This is a genomic window from Flavobacterium sp. N502540 (genome assembly GCF_025947365.1).
Lineage (GTDB): Bacteria > Bacteroidota > Bacteroidia > Flavobacteriales > Flavobacteriaceae > Flavobacterium.
Map to the genome: position 1 here is coordinate 3,172,370 of NZ_CP110012.1, position 17,684 is coordinate 3,190,053.

General features: G+C 34.4%; 9 protein-coding genes and 1 pseudogene. 6 read left to right on the forward strand and 4 right to left on the reverse strand.

The annotated features are described in order from the left end of the window. The first annotated feature begins 31 nt into the window (after positions 1–31). Together tilS and OLM58_RS13385 are read left to right on the forward strand one after the other, a co-directional pair. Positions 32–1,342, forward strand: a complete 1,311-nt coding sequence (tilS, locus tag OLM58_RS13380; protein ID WP_264529300.1) for a tRNA lysidine(34) synthetase TilS — start codon at positions 32–34, stop codon at positions 1,340–1,342. After that, the gene (locus OLM58_RS13385) at positions 1,342–3,444 is read left to right on the forward strand and encodes a protein-disulfide reductase DsbD family protein (RefSeq protein WP_264529301.1); all 2,103 of its coding nucleotides are present in this window, start codon (positions 1,342–1,344) and stop codon (positions 3,442–3,444) included. The genes tilS and OLM58_RS13385 overlap by 1 nt, the downstream gene beginning before the upstream one ends. A gap of 241 nt (positions 3,445–3,685) precedes the next feature. Here OLM58_RS13385 and OLM58_RS13390 read toward each other — a convergent pair whose 3' ends face one another. From OLM58_RS13390 to OLM58_RS13405, 4 genes are all read right to left on the reverse strand, one after another. Continuing rightward, positions 3,686–5,002, reverse strand: a complete 1,317-nt coding sequence (locus OLM58_RS13390; protein WP_264529302.1) for an ammonium transporter — start codon at positions 5,000–5,002, stop codon at positions 3,686–3,688. A 329-nt stretch (positions 5,003–5,331) separates the two neighbouring features. After that, the gene (locus tag OLM58_RS13395) at positions 5,332–6,639 is read right to left on the reverse strand and encodes an amidohydrolase family protein (protein WP_264529303.1); all 1,308 of its coding nucleotides are present in this window, start codon (positions 6,637–6,639) and stop codon (positions 5,332–5,334) included. Between the two features lie 40 nt (positions 6,640–6,679). Further along, positions 6,680–9,676, reverse strand: coding sequence for an amidohydrolase family protein (locus OLM58_RS13400; protein ID WP_264529304.1), 2,997 nt, complete (start codon positions 9,674–9,676; stop codon positions 6,680–6,682). A gap of 168 nt (positions 9,677–9,844) precedes the next feature. Further along, entirely contained in the window at positions 9,845–11,272 is a 1,428-nt protein-coding gene (locus OLM58_RS13405) for a S41 family peptidase (RefSeq protein ID WP_264529305.1), read from the reverse strand. Positions 11,273–11,526: 254 nt separating this feature from the next. Here OLM58_RS13405 and OLM58_RS13410 point away from each other — a divergent pair. From OLM58_RS13410 to OLM58_RS13425, 4 genes and pseudogenes are all read left to right on the forward strand, one after another. Then, positions 11,527–12,951 (forward strand): annotated as a pseudogene (locus OLM58_RS13410) (YifB family Mg chelatase-like AAA ATPase); the annotation flags it as partial. A gap of 175 nt (positions 12,952–13,126) precedes the next feature. Next, complete coding sequence (locus OLM58_RS13415; protein ID WP_264529306.1) at positions 13,127–14,257, forward strand: IS3 family transposase; 1,131 nt, start codon at positions 13,127–13,129, stop codon at positions 14,255–14,257. A 10-nt stretch (positions 14,258–14,267) separates the two neighbouring features. Further along, complete coding sequence (locus OLM58_RS13420; protein ID WP_264529307.1) at positions 14,268–15,428, forward strand: IS3 family transposase; 1,161 nt, start codon at positions 14,268–14,270, stop codon at positions 15,426–15,428. Between the two features lie 590 nt (positions 15,429–16,018). After that, a complete protein-coding gene (locus tag OLM58_RS13425; RefSeq protein ID WP_264529308.1) occupies positions 16,019–17,347 on the forward strand; it encodes a hypothetical protein in 1,329 nt (442 codons plus the stop codon). The last annotated feature ends 337 nt before the right edge of the window (positions 17,348–17,684 follow it).

Below are 17,684 nucleotides of genomic sequence, written 5' to 3' on the forward strand. Positions count from 1 at the left end.
ATTATATAGAATTAAATTTTTACATTTATAAATGCTTTCAAAATTTCAAAATCATCTCGCTTTAAGATTTCCATTTCTGGAGGATAAAAAGTTGTTTCTGGCAGTAAGCGGAGGATTGGATAGCATGGTCTTGCTGCATTTGTTTCAGCAATTACCGTTTGAGATCACCGTTTTGCACTGTAATTTTCAATTGCGTGGATTAGAAAGTTTTGGAGATCAGGATTTTATTCAAAAGTACTGTGACGAGAATGGTATTTCGATTTTTAGTACTCAATTTGATACTGAGGCTTTTGCCAAAGATTATAAATTATCCACTCAGGTGGCGGCCCGGGAACTGCGCTATAACTGGTTTTACGAACTTCTCGAAACCGAAAATTTCGACTATATTGTAACGGCACATCATGCCGACGATAATCTCGAAACGTTTATAATCAATCTAACCCGGGGGACAGGATTAGATGGGTTGACTGGGATTCCGGAGCAAAATGATAAAATTGTTCGTCCGCTTTTACCTTTTTCCAGAGCCGAAATTTTAGAGTATGCAAAGCAAAACAATATACTGTGGCGGGAAGACAGTAGTAATGCATCTAATAAATACCTTCGAAATAAAATTCGCCATGATCTTGTTCCGATCTTGAAAGAAATCAATCCAAATTTTTTAAATGCCTTTCAAAAAACGCAAGAATATTTACAGGAATCACAAGAAATGGTTGAAGATGCTTCGATCATGATTTACCAGCAAGTAGCGAAAGAGGAGGGAGAAGATATTCACTTTGATTTGAACCAGCTTAAAAAGCTTCCTAATTATAAATCGTATTTGTATCAGTGGTTAAATGAATTTGGTTTCGCGGCCTGGAATGATATTTATGATTTGGTAGAGGGGCAATCCGGTAAACAGGTTTTTTCGGCTGATTTTCGATTGTTGAAAAACAGAGATACTTTGATTTTGAGTCCAATTTCTGAATTAGAAGAAAATGAAGTATTCGAAATTGGAGCAGAGGAGAAAGACGTTAATTTTCCCTTAAAATTGAGGCTTTGTCAGGTAGACGACATTACAATAGATTCAAATAAAGCTATATTTGTGGACGCTGAAAAAATCCGTTTTCCACTTATTTTGCGTAAATGGAAGGAGGGAGATGTTTTTCATCCTTTTGGAATGAAAGGAAAATCTAAAAAGTTAAGCAAACTTTTTAAAGATGAAAAAATATCGCTGATTGAAAAAGAGAAAATTTGGATTTTATGCTCAGATAATCAGATTGTGTGGGTGATAGGAATCAGACAGGATGAACGTTTTAAAATCGAGAATACAACAAACAAAATAATTAAAATAGAATTATTATAATGAACCCTAACTACTACCAACAAACGATAATGTCGAAAAGTGTCTGGAATAAATCCATTGTTTTTTTATTGTTTTTTCTTTTTGCATTTGCAAAGGGGAATGCTCAAATTCTCGAACCGGTAAAATGGACTTCAAAAATCGAAAAGAGAGCCGGAAATAATGCTGTTTTGATTTTTGACGGAACAATTGAAAAAGAGTGGCACATGTATTCGCAGTTTACACCTGAAGGCGGGCCACTTGCTTTGGAAATTACCTTTAAAAATCAGAAAGGAAATTACAATTTGGTTGGAAAGGCTAAAGAAGGAAAAACCAAAACAGCTTTTAATGATGTTTTTGGTGTAAATGAAACTTTCTTTGAAGGCAAAGCGCATATCGAGCAGGAAATCACCATTATCAATCCGAACTTAAAAACGGTTGAGGTTGATTTTGACTTTCAGGTTTGTAAAGAAGTTTGTATCAATTCCAGTAAAAAGTTTTCTATTGCGATTCCATCAAATTTTAAAATGGATGCTGTTGCGGCAGTATCTGAATCTAAATTAGATGAAACAAAAGTGGAGGGGATAGCAGTTGATACAGTAAAAAAAGTAGCCGCTTCAGCCGTAGAGCAAGTTATAAAAACAGATAAGGCTTTGGCAGAAGCAAGTGAAGAAATTCCAGCGTCGACGCCATCAAGAAGTTTATGGTCGATCTTTTTTATCGCTTTTATTTCAGGATTTGCAGCTTTGTTGACTCCTTGTGTTTTCCCGATGATCCCAATGACGGTAAGTTTTTTTACCAAACAAAGTAAAAGCAGGGCAAAAGGAATTAGAAATGCAATCATTTATGGTTTTTCTATTATTGCTATTTACGTAATATTAGGATTAATTGTTACCAAAATTTTTGGGGCAGATGCCTTGAATGCACTGTCTACAGATGTTTGGTTTAACCTGATTTTCTTTGTGATCCTGATCATTTTTGCTACTTCATTTTTGGGAGCTTTCGAAATTATGCTACCTAATTCATGGGCGAATAAAGCAGATCAGCAAGCAGACAGAGGAGGTTTAATTGGTATATTGTTTATGGCTTTAGCTTTGGCTATTGTGTCGTTTTCTTGTACCGGACCTATTGTTGGAACCTTATTAGTGGAAGCTGCTTCGAATGGTGGAATTGCTCCAATTGTTGGAATGTTAGGATTTTCATTAGCGTTAGCACTGCCATTTATGTTCTTTGCTATGTTCCCGGGCTGGCTAAATTCGTTGCCAAAATCCGGTGGATGGCTGAACACTGTGAAAGTAGTTTTAGGATTCTTAGAATTGGCTTTAGCGTTTAAATTTTTATCCAATGCTGATTTGGTACTTCAGTTGCATTTTCTGGAAAGAGAAGTATTCATTGCAATCTGGATCGCTATTTTTGCAGCTTTGACGTTATATTTATTCGGAAAAATTACATTGCCTCACGATAGTCCTTTAAATCATATTTCGGTTGGAAGATTGTATTTAGGATTGCTTACTTTAGTGTTCACGGTTTATTTAATTCCGGGACTTTGGGGAGCGCCATTAAAATTAATCAGCGCATTCCCGCCGCCACCGCAATATAGCGAAAGCCCGTTTGGGGTAGGAGGGTCTGCAAATTCAAATAGCGGCAGTACTGAAACTGTTTCGGGTTTACCGGCAGGAGCTGAGCTAGGCCCTCATGGTATTATGGTTTTTCATGACTATGAAGATGGTTTAGCGTATGCAAAATCAATCAACAAACCAATCATGCTTGACTTTACAGGTTATGCCTGTGTCAATTGCAGAAAAATGGAAAACAATGTATGGTCGGAACCAATGATTTTACCAATCCTGAAAAATGATGTCGTTTTGATTTCACTTTATGTGGATGATAAACGTGACTTGCCAAAAGAAGAGCAGTATGTTACGGCAAAAGGAGATAAAATCGAAACGGTGGGTGATAAATGGACCGATTTTATGATTTCAAAATATAAAACCAATACACAGCCATTATATGTGATTACAGATTTGGAAGGGAAGAATTTAAACCCTTCAAAACCTACTATCAGTTATGTAAGTGCCGAAGAATATTTGCAATGGCTGAAAGAAGGAATTTCAAATTTTAAGTAGTTTTTTTTTCTAGAACATAGAGAATAGAGTGAAGAATATAGAGTAAAGAGTACAATTTAAAATCTGTAATCTACAATCAACAATCTGAAATCTGCAATCTACAATCTAAAGTCTACAATCTACAATCTACAATCTATAATCTATAATCTATAATAAACAAAGGTGAAGTTAATTCAAAACAAAAATCCCTCTAAGGTCAGACTTAGAGGGATTTTTTATAGGCAAAGGCGGAAATTTATTTTTATAAGAATTCTCCGTGTTGAGAAATATCTAATCCTAATTCTTCTTTCTCTTCAGTAACTCTTAGTGGGGTAATTTTGTTTACGACAAAGAATAAAGCATAAGAACCTACAAATGCAAATATAGAAACGATTACCAAAGCAGTTAATTGATTGATAAATAATGTTGGAGTTCCAAAAATTAAACCTTGATTGTCTCCAACAGCGGGGTTGATTGCTTTCGAGGCAAAAACACCAGTTAACAGCATTCCTACCATACCACCAACACCATGACAGGCGAAAACGTCTAACGCATCATCGATTTTTCCTTTAGGAAATTTGCTTACTACCAGATTACTAACGATGGCAGAGAATGCTCCAATGAAAATAGCGTGAGAGATGCTTACAAAACCTGCGGCAGGAGTAATGGCAACCAGTCCTACGACCGCTCCGATACAGGCACCCAGAGCTGATAATTTGTGACCTAAGATTTTATCCAGGAAAACCCATGCCATAGCAGCAGCTGCGGCAGCAACAGTTGTAGTTCCTAAAGCCTGAACAGCTAATCCGTTAGCTCCTAATGCAGAACCGGCATTGAATCCAAACCATCCAAACCATAACAAACCTGTTCCCAATAAAACATAAGTAATTCTGGCCGGATTTACTTTTTGAATTTTTCTTTTTCCTAAGAATATTGCTCCTGCTAAAGCGGCCCATCCGGCACTCATGTGCACTACTGTTCCTCCCGCGAAATCTAATACTCCCATTTTAAAGAATACTCCTTCAGGATGCCATGTCATATGTGCTAAAGGAGAATAGATGAATAGGATGAATAAAACCATGAATAACAAATAAGCCCAAAAACGCACACGTTCTGCAAATGCACCAGTGATTAATGCAGGTGTAATAATGGCGAATTTTGCCTGAAACAATGCGAATAACATAAATGGTATTGTTGGGGCAAGGCTCCAGGCAGTGCTGGTACCTACATTCTGAAAGAATAAATTGGAAGTTGGGTTTCCAATGATTCCGCCAATAGTAGGGCCAAATGCTAATCCGAAAGCGACAATAACCCATAAGATCGTAACAATTACCATTGCCATAAAACTTTGCAGCATGGTACTAATAACGTTTTTCTTACCTACCATTCCTCCGTAGAAAAATCCTAATCCGGGTGTCATAAGCAAAACAAAAGCAGTGGCTACGATCATCCAGGCTGTATCTCCTGTGTCAAACTTTACAGTTTCTGCCGGAATTGGATTATCGGTTAGTATAAAGTTGGATAAAAAGGTGAGTACTAAAATCGTGATAAGAATCACACTTAAAATAATTTTTCGCATAGTTATTTGGTTTTAAATTTTTTTATAAATGTATAAAATTGAGCAATAACCATGTAAAAAATAGGGGTATGTTCTTTATTTTTATTAATTTTTTATTTTGACCCCCTGTATTTTGTGTCAACTGAATAATATTAACTTTAAATTTATGATTTGGTAAAATGTGTTTGTGTTTTTGTTAGTATATTAACTGAAAAACAATGTTTTGTAGGGGTGTTTTTGGTGTTTTTTTGAATTAATATCTGTATATTTTGGTTTGTTGTTGTGAATTGTAAATAAAAAAGGCGTCAGATGAATTTTCAAATGACGCCTTTTATTGTAAAATTTATTGCTTATTTCTGATTGAACTTTGCTTTGAATTTGTCATTCAGTTTGGTTTGAAAAGTTTCTAAGTTAATCTTTCTTCCCTGAATGAAAGCAGATGTTAACTTATTCGTTCTCATGTCAAGTGCATCACCTTCAGAGATAAATAGAGTGGCATCTTTACCCGTTTCCAGAGTTCCGCAAGTAGCATCAATACCTAATAATTTTGCCGTATTTGAAGTGATAAGCTGTAATGCTTTTTCTCTGTCTAAGCCATATGCTGCACAGGTTCCTGCTAAAAACGGCAGGTTTCTTACGCTCATACGCTCGTGATCACCACTGTTTTCAAGTCCTACCACAATACCTTTATCGGTAAGTATTTTGGCCATTTTATAAGGCAGATTTACATCTTCGTCATCACTTGTTGGCATGTCATGTACACGTCTTAAGAATACACCAACATTATATTTTTGCAATACATCGGCAGCTTTATAAGCTTCAAAACCTCCTACAATAACTATTTTCTTGATCTGATTGCTTGCCGCTAACTGAATAGCATCAACGATTTGTTTTTCTTCATCAGCATGGATGTATAGCGTCTGAGTTCCATCAAAAAGCCCTTTTGTAGCTTCAAAAACGATGTTTCTTTCTTTTGAAACAGCCTGATTGTAAGCCTTTGCGTTAGCCCAGAACGCTGCGATTTCTTCCACTTGTTTTGGATAATCTTTGTTGGCTTCAATAACTCCCGGTTCAAACCATGTTCCTGATCTTCTGAAATTAGAAGGGAAGTCAAGATGAATTCCGTCATTTTCCTTTATAATCGCATCTTTCCAGCTCCAGGCATCCAATTGTACCACAGATGAAGTTCCGGAAATTCTACCCCCACGAGGAGTGATCTGAGCCATTAAAATCCCATTCGGACGAACAGTTTCTACCACTTTCGATTCAGAATTGTAGGCGATAATACTTCTTACGTTTGGATTAAAAGTTCCAATTTCTTCCTGATCGTCTGACGATTTCACGGCATCAATTTCTACCAAACCTAATGTTGCATTAGCTACGATAAATCCCGGGTAAATGTGTTTTCCGCTGGCGTCAATGGTTGTGTCATACGCATCGGCAGCAAGTCTCACGGTCGTTGCATCTGCTACCAGGGTTAATTTTCCGTCTTTAAATCCAACGGCACTGTTCTGAATAACACTTCCGTTACCTAAATGTGCAGTAGCATTTAAAATCAAAACCGATTTGGTTTGTTGTGGTGCCGGTATTTGCTGTGCTTTTATTTGCAATGATGCACAAAAGGCAAGCAGACCTATATATATGTTTTTATTAATCATGTTATCTGTTTTTATCTTTATGAATTTTATAAAGCCGTTATTATTGTTCTAAAGTATCACAGTGATATTCTTTCTTCTCTTTTTTGGTTGGTGGCTGTGTGCTCATTCCTTTGTTTTTTTCCTGCAACATCTGCCCAATCAATAAACTTCTTTCTTTCGAAATAGCCTGTTGTTTTTCAGCATCTTTTTCAAGATCAAAATACACTACACCTTCAATCATTGTTTTTTCGACTTTAGCATAAATAGACAACGGATTTTCGCTCCATAATACAACGTCAGCATCTTTACCTACTTTTACACTTCCTACCTTATCGTCAATGTGTAATAATTTGGCAGGGTTTAAGGTTACAAATTTCCAAGCCTCTTCTTCAGAGATGTTTCCGTATTTCACCGCTTTTGCAGCCTCCTGATTTAATCTTCTTGACATTTCGGCATCATCTGAATTGTAAGCAACCACTAATCCCTGATTGTGCATAATTGGTCCGTTAAACGGAATCGCGTCATTTACTTCAAATTTGTAAGCCCACCAGTCAGAGAATGTAGATGCTCCAACACCGTGTTCTTTCATCTTATCTGCCACTTTATATCCTTCCAGAATGTGCGTAAAAGTATTCACTTTGAAATTGAACTTCTCCGTAACATTCATCAACATTAAGATCTCAGATTCTACATAAGAGTGACACGTAATAAAACGCTCTTTGTTTAGAATTTCAGCGATCGTTTGCATTTCTAAATCAACTCTTGGCGCTTTTCCTTTTTTAGAACCTGCGTTGAATTTTTTCCAGTTTTCATCGTATTCTTTTGCACGTTGGAAATAATCCGTAAAAACTTGTTCAACTCCCATTCTGGTTTGTGGAAAACGGGTAGGATTGTCAATTCCCCAATTCGCTTGTTTTACATTTTCTCCCAAAGCAAATTTGATGAACTTTGGCTGGTTTTTGTATAACATTTCGTCTGGTGCAGCACCCCATTTCCATTTTACAATGGCAGAACGTCCTCCAATTGGGTTTGCAGATCCGTGTAATAATTGCGAAGTGGTTACACCTCCAGCTAAGTCTCTGTAGATATTAATGTCTTCAGAGTTTACAACATCCTGAATTGTAACTTCGGCAGTCGAGTTATGTCCCATTTCGTTCACCCCTTTTGAAATGGCGATGTGGGAGTGTTCGTCAATAATTCCGCTCGTGATATGTTTACCTTTAGCATCAATAACTGTAGCAGAAGCATCGGAAAGATTTTTACCTACAGCAGCAATTTTTCCGTTTTTAATTAAAACGTCAGTTTCAGTTAAAATACCTTCCTTTTCGTTGGTCCAAACCGTAGCATTTTTGAATAGTAAAGTTTGAGCAGTTAATCTTTTTGAGTCACCAAAAGCAATATTTGGATACGTTGTCGGGATAATCGGATTTAGTTTTTCAACTTTAGTTGAATCTTTTACCGCTACAAATGGGCTTGTTCTAGTAGCAGTCCAGAACAATTCTGTTCCGTTTGCCAATACCGCTTTTCCAGATAAGTTTTCCGGTTTTTCGATCAATCCGGTCAAACGTGAAAAATTAGATTTGATTGAATCGGTTGGTTTAATTAAAAGAGAGATCCAGTTTTTAGAAACAGCAAAAGTACTGCTCACTTTCTTTGCATCTGCAGTTGTAACTTCAGATTTTGGAGCATCAACTGTTCCTTCGATTTTCCATTTGTAGGTATCTTTTCCAACCGTTAAGTCGTAGTTACCACGAATGTCTTTTGCGTTAACATCGTTTACAACGTATTTAGTTCCTTGTACCCAGTTTTCATATAAAACCGTTTTTTCGTCAAAAATTTCACCTGAAGTAATGATGAAGTTGGCAAAAGCACCAGCTTTCAAACTTCCTACTTCATTACTTTTTCCTAAAATAGCTGCAGGAACTGTGGTTAGAGCTTCAAGAGCCTTTGTTTTATCAAAACCATATTTAATGGCTTTTAGTAAATTAGTTTTAAAATCTTCGGTCTTTTTTAATTTGTCTGTTGTTAAAGCAAAAACAACTCCATTGTCCGAAAGAACTTTTAAGTTGGTAGGCGCCTGGTTCCAGAAACGCATATCAGCCAATTCGATTTGATTGGACAAATAAGGGTTAGAAACATCATACGCCTCAGGGAAACTGATTGGGATGATATATTTGGCATTGGTACCTTTAATTTCTTCAATTCTTTCAAACTCATTTCCGCTTCCTTTCAGAACATAGTTTAATCCAAATTCTTTGGCAATTTTCGCTGCTCTTAAACTGTTTAACTTGTCTTCTGTAGCAAAAATCTGAACCAGTTTTTCGTTATCAGCTAAAGCCTCTAATGACAAATCTTTGGTTTCTGAATTTCCTTTTTTGTACCAGTCTAAGTCCAGATACATTTGGCGTAACAAAGCTGTCATACCCATTAATGAACTTGGATAAGCCTGATTCGTCAGAGCACTTCTTGTAAAAGCAAAATGGTTGGTTACTTTATTTGCAATAATTTGTTTGCTGTTTTCGGTATTGTTCAGTGCTACTAAAATTCCGGTTCCCTGAGCAACTCCGTCAGCAATATGGGTTCCTACTACTCCAAAACCGGCTTTTAGTAATTCTTCCGCTTTCGGCTGATCGTATTTAAAAGTTTCATAAGTATTTACTTCGGGACGAACACTTTCGTTCCAATAGTAACCTACTTTTTTAGTGTCGTATAAAGGGCTGCGATCACGTCCACGTCCGGCAGGGGCCTTAGGTTTTTCAACCCCAAAGCTGGTGTAGATATCAATAAACGAAGGATAAATAGTTTTTCCTGCAAGATCAATAGCAACGCTATTTTTAGGAATGGTGATGTTGTTTCCAACACCAACCACTTTGCCATCCTGAATGAGTAAAGTTCCTTTTTCGATTTTTTGTGTTGGGGTTACATAAATCGTGGCATTGGTAAAAACAGTGTAATTGTTGTTTTTGTTGTGGACACTTTCATTAACGGGAAAGTAATCTTGAGCATACGTTTTTGTTAAAAAAACACTCAAAAACAGTAGTAGTAGTTTTCTTTTCATGGATAATTAATAAAATTTTCATTAAAAATAGGAAATATTAATATTTGAGCAAGTTTTAATGAAAATTAATTTTTTATATTCCGCGTTAAGTACCAAAAACGATTTAGTAATTCTTCTGATTTTGATGATTTGCACTGTTTTTTGAGTGCTGCTTTTAAGAATGTCTTTTTATTTTAGGATCTTCTCATATCGGTTTTTTATCCCTTCCAGATAGGGAGCTTTGATTTCTGTGGCAAGCTCTACCGCTTTTTTTAAGACCGCCGTTGCAGTATCTTTTTTTCCGTTTTGCTCCAAAAGATCACCATATTTTAAAAAGGCTATCGGAGATTTTGGATGTAATTCTGCATTGCTTTTTAAAATTGATTCTGCAATAAATGATTTTGTAGGAGTATAATCGGATGAAAGGTTAGTAATGTCCTCTTCTGTAAACCAATCAGATTCAATTAGCTTTTTGACGACTGTTTGAATTTGCTGATCCATTTTTGCTAAATCAGCTTCGTTTAATGGTTTTGTTTGCTGGTCAACAGTAGATTGCAATTCCAGATAAAGTCTTTTTGATTCAGCTGCAATTTTACTTCGGTAGTCCTCTGCTGCTTTTTTTGCCAATTCTATGGTTTTGTCGTAAGCCAGTTCCTGGGTTGTTTTGTACTCAGGGATTACGCCAATTCCTTCCCAGTTTGTTTTAGTGATTGGATTTATCGGAGTTCCGGTAGGAATGAAAATTTCTAAAAGAGGGTTAATTTCAAGAATTTCACCGGGATTGGCTCCACCACCAGTCACTTCACCAACTAAGGTTGCTCTTTTTTGCGCTTGCATGTTATAACTGAATTCTTCTGCACCCGAAAAACTTCTGGCACCTGTGATAATAAATAGGGGAACATCGATTCTTTTTTTACCGTTAACTTCTGTAACTCTTAATTCTTCCGTATAATTGTCTTTTCTAAAATATAAGGTATTGAGCAATAGTGGTTCTTTTAAAAAATAACTGCACAGGTACTGCACGGTTTTAGGACTTCCACCTCCGTTAGTGCTTAAATCAATAACAATGGCGTCCGTTTTAGAAAGCAATTGCATATAAGAATCAATAGTGGGTTTAGTTTCGTGTATGAAATATTTAAAATTGAGGTAACCGATATTACCGTCAAGGATCTTAACCTCTCTGAAACCATCGGCGAGTTTGCGATTGTCGGTTAAATTATGAAGATAAATTTCGTAGGAATCTTTAGCTGCATTTGTGTTTTTATTATCCGGAACAAATTTAGGCTTGACTCTAAGATGTTTGTCGTTGTTGACCAAACGAATTTCTTTCGTTAGAGCTACAGCGAAAGAATCCAGTAGATCGTATTTTTTGAATTTATTTTCTTTATAACTCTTTTTTAAATGAGCCGCGATCAGTTTTGCCTGATCAGGAAATATGTACTCCTTTTGAATGAGGGAATCTATTTTTAGAATAGTCTCTTTTTTAAATTTCTCCGTTATTTTCTTTTGCTGACCATTTGCGTTAGGAAGAATCAGACAGGTGAGCGCGAATAAAAAAACGAATTTGTTGCTAAAAATAAAAATCTGTTGTAAAAATGGTTTGGTGAGATATTTCATAATGTTTTTGATTTTTATTCATAACGCTAATTTAGGGTTTTATGATAAATTCTGATGAAAATATTTATTAGGTGTGTTGTTTAGTTGTTTTTCGTTAATAGAAATTGCGATTACTTGCGACTTTTTAATAATGAATTTGGAAAGATAGAATTGAATTCAAAAGGAAGTAGGAAGGAACGTGTATTTAATTGTAATAAAAAAGCTACTTTTGTACATCTCGTTAGATTTGAATCCATTTATTAGGAATAGGAATTATGTTAGTAAAAGTTTACGGAAGTGCCGTTTTTGGAGTAGAAGCAACAACGATTACGATCGAAGTTCATATGGATAAAGGAATTGGTTATCATTTAGTGGGATTGCCGGATAATGCCATAAAGGAAAGCAGTTATCGAATTGCCGCCGCACTTAAGAACAATGGATTAATTTTTCCGGGTAAGAAAATAACAATTAATATGGCACCGGCTGACTTACGAAAGGAGGGTTCCGCATACGATTTAACTTTGGCGATGGGAATTTTGGTGGCTTCAGATCAGATAAAAGCACCGGAGATTGAAAAATATATTATCATGGGAGAGCTTTCTTTAGACGGCAGTTTACAACCGATTCGGGGAGCATTACCGATCGCAGTCAAAGCAAAGGAGGAAGGTTATAAAGGTTTCTTCCTGCCTATTCAGAATGTGAAAGAAGCTGCAATAGTGACTGGATTAGACACTTACGGAGTTCAGAATCTTCAGGATGTTATTGATTTTTTTAAGGGGAAAGGAACTCTTGAGCCTACAACTATTGATACGAAAGCTGAATTTTATAAAAGCTTAGATTTTCCGGAATTTGACTTTTCAGATGTCCGCGGACAGGAAAGTATAAAACGTTGTATGGAAATTGCGGCTGCGGGAGGTCATAACATCATTTTAATTGGTCCGCCCGGAGCGGGGAAAACGATGTTGGCTAAACGTGTTCCGAGTATTTTACCGCCAATGACTTTGCGTGAAGCTCTTGAAACGACTAAAATTCACAGTGTTGCCGGAAAGTTGAAAGAAGTTGGATTAATGAACCAGCGACCTTTTAGAAGCCCTCATCATACCATTTCTAATGTTGCCTTGGTTGGAGGAGGAAGTTATCCTCAGCCCGGAGAAATTTCGATGGCTCACAATGGTGTTTTGTTTTTAGACGAATTACCGGAGTTCAAGCGCGATGTTCTTGAAGTGATGCGCCAGCCGCTGGAAGATCGGGAAGTTACTATTTCAAGGGCTAAATTTACAGTAACTTACCCTTCCTCGTTTATGCTTGTGGCGAGTATGAATCCCAGCCCGAGTGGTTTTTTTAACGATCCTGCTATGCCTAATACATCTTCGCCACATGAGATGCAGCGCTATTTGAGCAAAATATCAGGACCTTTACTGGATCGGATTGACATTCATATCGAAGTCACACCAGTTCCTTTTGAAAAATTGGCCGATGATCGAAAAGCCGAGAGTAGTGTTGAAATCCGCAAACGGGTTACCGCTGCACGAGAAATTCAGACCAGACGTTTCGAAACAATTGAAAATGTACATTACAATGCACAAATGAGCAGTAAACTTATTCGGGAGTTTTGTATTCTTGACGATCCGTCAAAAGAATTGCTTAAAACGGCTATGGAACGATTGAATCTGTCTGCGAGAGCCTACGACAGAATCCTGAATGACAAACTTTTTTATATATAGTTCATTTTTTGGTTTTAAATTATTGTAAGTTAGTTTTTTATGTTCTAAATATTGTTGTTTGATTGTTACAATTATTTATGTTAATTAGTGATATTTTTTCTTTATGCGTGATTTTTCTTAAATTCACGTAATTGTACCTAAACTTTAGGAAATGGAGAAGCATAAAATTTACGACCGTGATTTTAAAGTGAACGCAGTCAAATTAGCACTTAAAACAAATCGTTTCCAAGCAGCAAAAGAACTTGGCGTAGGAACTACAAATATCTACAGATGGCAAGCCGAATTTCAAAAATATGGTGAAGCAGATAGCTTTTGCAAAGGCCATTTTAGAAACCCCGAGCAAAAAAGGTTTGTGATACTTAAAATTACACTTACAAAAAGGCTACAAAAAGTAGAACGTCAAGTTGAAATTTTTAAGAGCGCAAGCCACTATATCCTGCAAGGAAAACCAATGATTTTTTATTTTATCGAAAACAATTTAGATAAATATTCAATTTGTAGTATGTGTGAAGTTTTAGGTATAAGAGAAACGACTTATTATCGATGGAGAGATAAAATAGTTTCTCCAAGAAAGCGTGAAACAATCTTCTTAGAAGAAGAAATAACGTCTATATTTTACGAATATAAAGCGAGATATGGTAATATCAAAATTTCAGCAGAATTGAGAAGCCGAGGCATTATATTATCACCTCCTTCGGTAACTCGTTACATGAATAGACTAGGTCTTGTCAGTAAGCTTAGCAGTAGACATAAATTGAAATCTGGTTCGCATTTTGTTCCCCATAATCCTTGTATTTTTCCTAATATTCTTAATCGTCAGTTTAAAGCTGACAAACCTTCACAGATTTGGGTATCGGGTATAACAAACTTAGAAACAGAGAAAGGTCTTTTATCACTAACAATTATTATGGATTTATTTGACAATAAAATTATTGGATGGAATTTGAGTACAGGTGCGACAATAATGGAAACTTCAATGCCAGCTTGGGAAATGGCTATCCTAAATCGTAAACCTAAGAAAGGATTAATATTTCATTCTGATAGATCACCTCAATACGCTAATAAGATGTTTACTCGTAAATTGAACTCATATAAACATATTAAACGAAGTATGAGCAGGAATGGGAATCATTTAGATAATGTTGTGCCCAAAAGATTTTTTATCGCCCTTAAATCTGAACTAGCTTCTTTAAATGAACTTTCTATTAAAAAAGAAATTGAAGAAAAAATACCTGAATATCTTGAACAAACATCAAACGTTTTTAAGCACATATTAATATAAACTTACTGTTATGAAAAATTACGATCGTACGTTTAAAATGAATGCAGTCAAATTAAGCTATAAGAGAGGTAAAGGACAAATTGCGAGTATTGAAAGGGAGTTAGGAATAACTGCTAGTTGTTTATATCGATGGCGACAAGACTTCGAAAAATTTGGAGCAGGAAGTTTTTGCGGAACAGGCTACTTAAAATTAACTCTCGATCAAAGTACAATTACTAATCTTGAAAAGAAAGTAAAAGATTCAGAACTTACACTTGAAATTTTGAAAAGAGGAAGTAAACATGTTGCACTGGGAAAAATAATGACTAAAGATTTTATTGAGGATAACAAAAATAAATTTTCAATTTTAAAAATGTGCAGTGCATTAGGAGTTTCAAGAACCACATATTATAGAAGAAAAAAACAAGAACTTTCAAATACTGAAATTCGAATAAATATTTTGAAAGAGGAAATTACATCTATATTTTATGAATTTAAGCAAATATGTGGCTGTAGAAAAATTGCTAAAGAACTTGAAAAGAGAGGGTTTAAAATAACAGACTCACATGTCGCATCTTATATGAAAGTTCTGGGGCTTTATCGAAAAGCCAAAAGAAAATACAAAGCAACAACAGATTCACTTCATAATCACTATGTGTTTCCAAATGTTTTAAATAGAGAGTTTAAAGTTACTGACCCTTCCCAAGTTTGGGTTTCGGACATTACATACATACAGACTATGAGAGGCTTTCTATACCTCACTATAATTATGGATTTATTTGATAGAAAAATCATAGGATGGAGCTTAAGTGACACAATGAGTACCAAAGCAACAACTCTACCAGCTTGGGAAATGGCGGTTAACAATAGAAAAATTACCAAAGAGTTAATTTTCCATTCAGATAGAGGTACTCAATATGCTAATAAAATTTTCACTAAATCTTTAGACTCATACAAATATGTTAGAAGAAGTATGAGTCGTAAGCAAAATCACAATGATAATGCTGTTTCTGAAAGCTTTTTTAGCATATTTAAACGAGAATTAATTCACAGGGATAAACTTTTATCAAGAAAACAGTTGAGAATAGAAGTTTATGAATACATTGAAAACTGGTATAATAAGAAAAGAAGACATGGATTTTTAGGCTATAAGACAATTGAGGAATTTGATAGAATTAATAAACTAAGCTAAATTTAACTAGAGCTTATGATTGAGCTGTTTTTCATGTAATCTCTATTTGCTTAAGTCTTAATTGAAAATAATAAACTTTTAAATATATAGTTCATTTTTTTTGAAATTAGCCTTCTAAAAATAGATTAAGTTAATGACTTGTTTTTATGTATTTAAAAGTTTATTAATTCATCAGAAGTGGTCAATAGCTAAAGGCTTAAGCATCGAGAATCAATTAGAAAAGGTATGTAAGCAATCGATATATTAAAAAGGGGATTATATAAGTTGCTATTAATAGATACTAAAGATTAATTTTGACAATTCTTAGACTATTCATTGATTCAATCCGATTAAATAATTTTAATACATCCTTAATTTATAATAACTAATTAATTAAACTGAGTGTTTTAATGTTTTAAAAACTCGATTTTTGTTTAAAAAATAATCAGAATAGCTCTGAAAAAATAGGTTTTTAGGGTCTTGTTGATTAATGCTCAGATTGTACATCACAATTAAGATTTTTTAAGGACACATAATGAATAATATTATAGATATAAATATTATAGATATAAATATTATAGAAGTAATAAATAGTAATAAAAAAAAATCGCATGTTTGATATTAATGAAGAATTTGATTATTTTAATGAAAAAGATTGTAATTACAAAGAATTTTTGAATTCTCAAAAATTATTAACAGATGTTAATACTCTTACAGTACCAAAACGTTCAGTTAGATTGTTAAATGCAAAAAAAAATGAAAAAAGATTACTGGAAATTAGTCCTGATAAGCTTTTGGCTGTAGAATATTGTTTGGTTTTCTTGTCAAATCTCGTAAATGTACAATTCAATGGCAATAATGATAAGTGGAAGTCTTTGTCTAGTAGGGTTTTAAGAGAGCAGATTCCAGGATCTGACGGAACATATAAAAGGGTTATAGAATTTTTACTTGAGCCAATATTTTCATTTAATTCTTTAATAGAAGTTAAACTAAATGACAGGGAGACCGAAACTTACGAAGTAAGGACAAGGTCAAAACAGTATAGACTCTCAAGCTTGCTTTTAAATAATAAAGTTGAAATATATAAAATATCAAATTCCTATCATAAGAAAAGGAGATTAGATATCTATCGCATAAAAATTATAGAATCGAAGAATAATTTGATTGTAACAAATCTATTGGCTATATATCCCAAATTAGCCCTTCCTGTAGAAAATGAAATATTAGCAGAAGCTAGAAGATTAGTAAAAATCAAATATAGGAATGGTAAAGGCAAAAAACTGACTATTTTAAATGGCAGAAAAAAAACCGATCTTGTGGATCAGAAGCGATTTTATTTAGAAGATAGTTTAAAATTATTTAAATATTTAACAGAGAATGGATTTAAATATCCCTCAATATCTGGAGAAAGATCTGGAGGTAGGGTGTATGATTCAATAAATATGATGCCTAAATTCATTCGAAACCTAATTAAAATAGACAATGAGAAAACTATTGATATTGATTTCAGATGTTTACATCCAAATTTAGCTGTAAAATTATACGGAGGTACTACAAAATATATTACTCATGAGTTGATAAAGGATAAGTTAGAAATGGAGCTTCATATTGTAAAAGAAGAACATTTAAGTTTTTTTAATAAGAAGGCTCAACAGATGAGAATGAGTCTATTGTACCCTTATTATGAAACAAATGAACCCACGATGTTAAAAAAAATTATATCTGACAAGAATAAAAATAATTACAAAATTACCAGTCAAAAAATGTTTGATTTAGAAGTCAAAATAATGACGGAGTGTATTAGGAGGTTAAATAACATCGGAATTAATGTTTTATATGTCTTTGATGCTCTTTTGGTTAAATGTAGTAATCAAAGAGCTGTCGAAAATATAATGAATCAAGTCGTTTCCGAAATGGGAATTTATACTAATGTTGGTTAAAAAAATAGTCTTTGTTTTATAAGTGATTGGTATTAAGTGTTTTGGGTTTATTTTGCTTTTTACAGAAATAGTGGTTAGTAAAGGTTTGCCAAGCAATGACCTATTTATTGTTTGATCTAGAGTGTGTTGTAAGATTTTAGATTTTACCTTTTTTTCGGCTCTATTTTGTATTTCTTAAGAAAAAAGCTGGAACGACTTTTTTTGTTTCGCTTTTTATTGGTAAAAATAGTACAAAAATATTTTTTTTGTAAGTATTATTTGTAATATATTTGAAGGAATCAGTTTGTTTGTTACCCGATTAACAAGTGACAATAGGAATACCACTTAAGCAACATCT

Excerpts from the sequence above, each read along its gene's own strand:
- OLM58_RS13405 (WP_264529305.1), bottom strand. The coding sequence starts at position 11,272 with ATGAAATATCTCACCAAACCATTTTTACAACAGATTTTTATTTTTAGC.
- OLM58_RS13420 (WP_264529307.1), top strand. The coding sequence starts at position 14,268 with ATGAAAAATTACGATCGTACGTTTAAAATGAATGCAGTCAAATTAAGC.
- OLM58_RS13395 (WP_264529303.1), bottom strand. The coding sequence starts at position 6,639 with ATGATTAATAAAAACATATATATAGGTCTGCTTGCCTTTTGTGCATCA.
- OLM58_RS13415 (WP_264529306.1), top strand. The coding sequence starts at position 13,127 with ATGGAGAAGCATAAAATTTACGACCGTGATTTTAAAGTGAACGCAGTC.
- OLM58_RS13385 (WP_264529301.1), top strand. The coding sequence starts at position 1,342 with ATGAACCCTAACTACTACCAACAAACGATAATGTCGAAAAGTGTCTGG.
- OLM58_RS13390 (WP_264529302.1), bottom strand. The coding sequence starts at position 5,002 with ATGCGAAAAATTATTTTAAGTGTGATTCTTATCACGATTTTAGTACTC.
- OLM58_RS13400 (WP_264529304.1), bottom strand. The coding sequence starts at position 9,676 with ATGAAAAGAAAACTACTACTACTGTTTTTGAGTGTTTTTTTAACAAAA.
- tilS (WP_264529300.1), top strand. The coding sequence starts at position 32 with ATGCTTTCAAAATTTCAAAATCATCTCGCTTTAAGATTTCCATTTCTG.
- OLM58_RS13425 (WP_264529308.1), top strand. The coding sequence starts at position 16,019 with ATGTTTGATATTAATGAAGAATTTGATTATTTTAATGAAAAAGATTGT.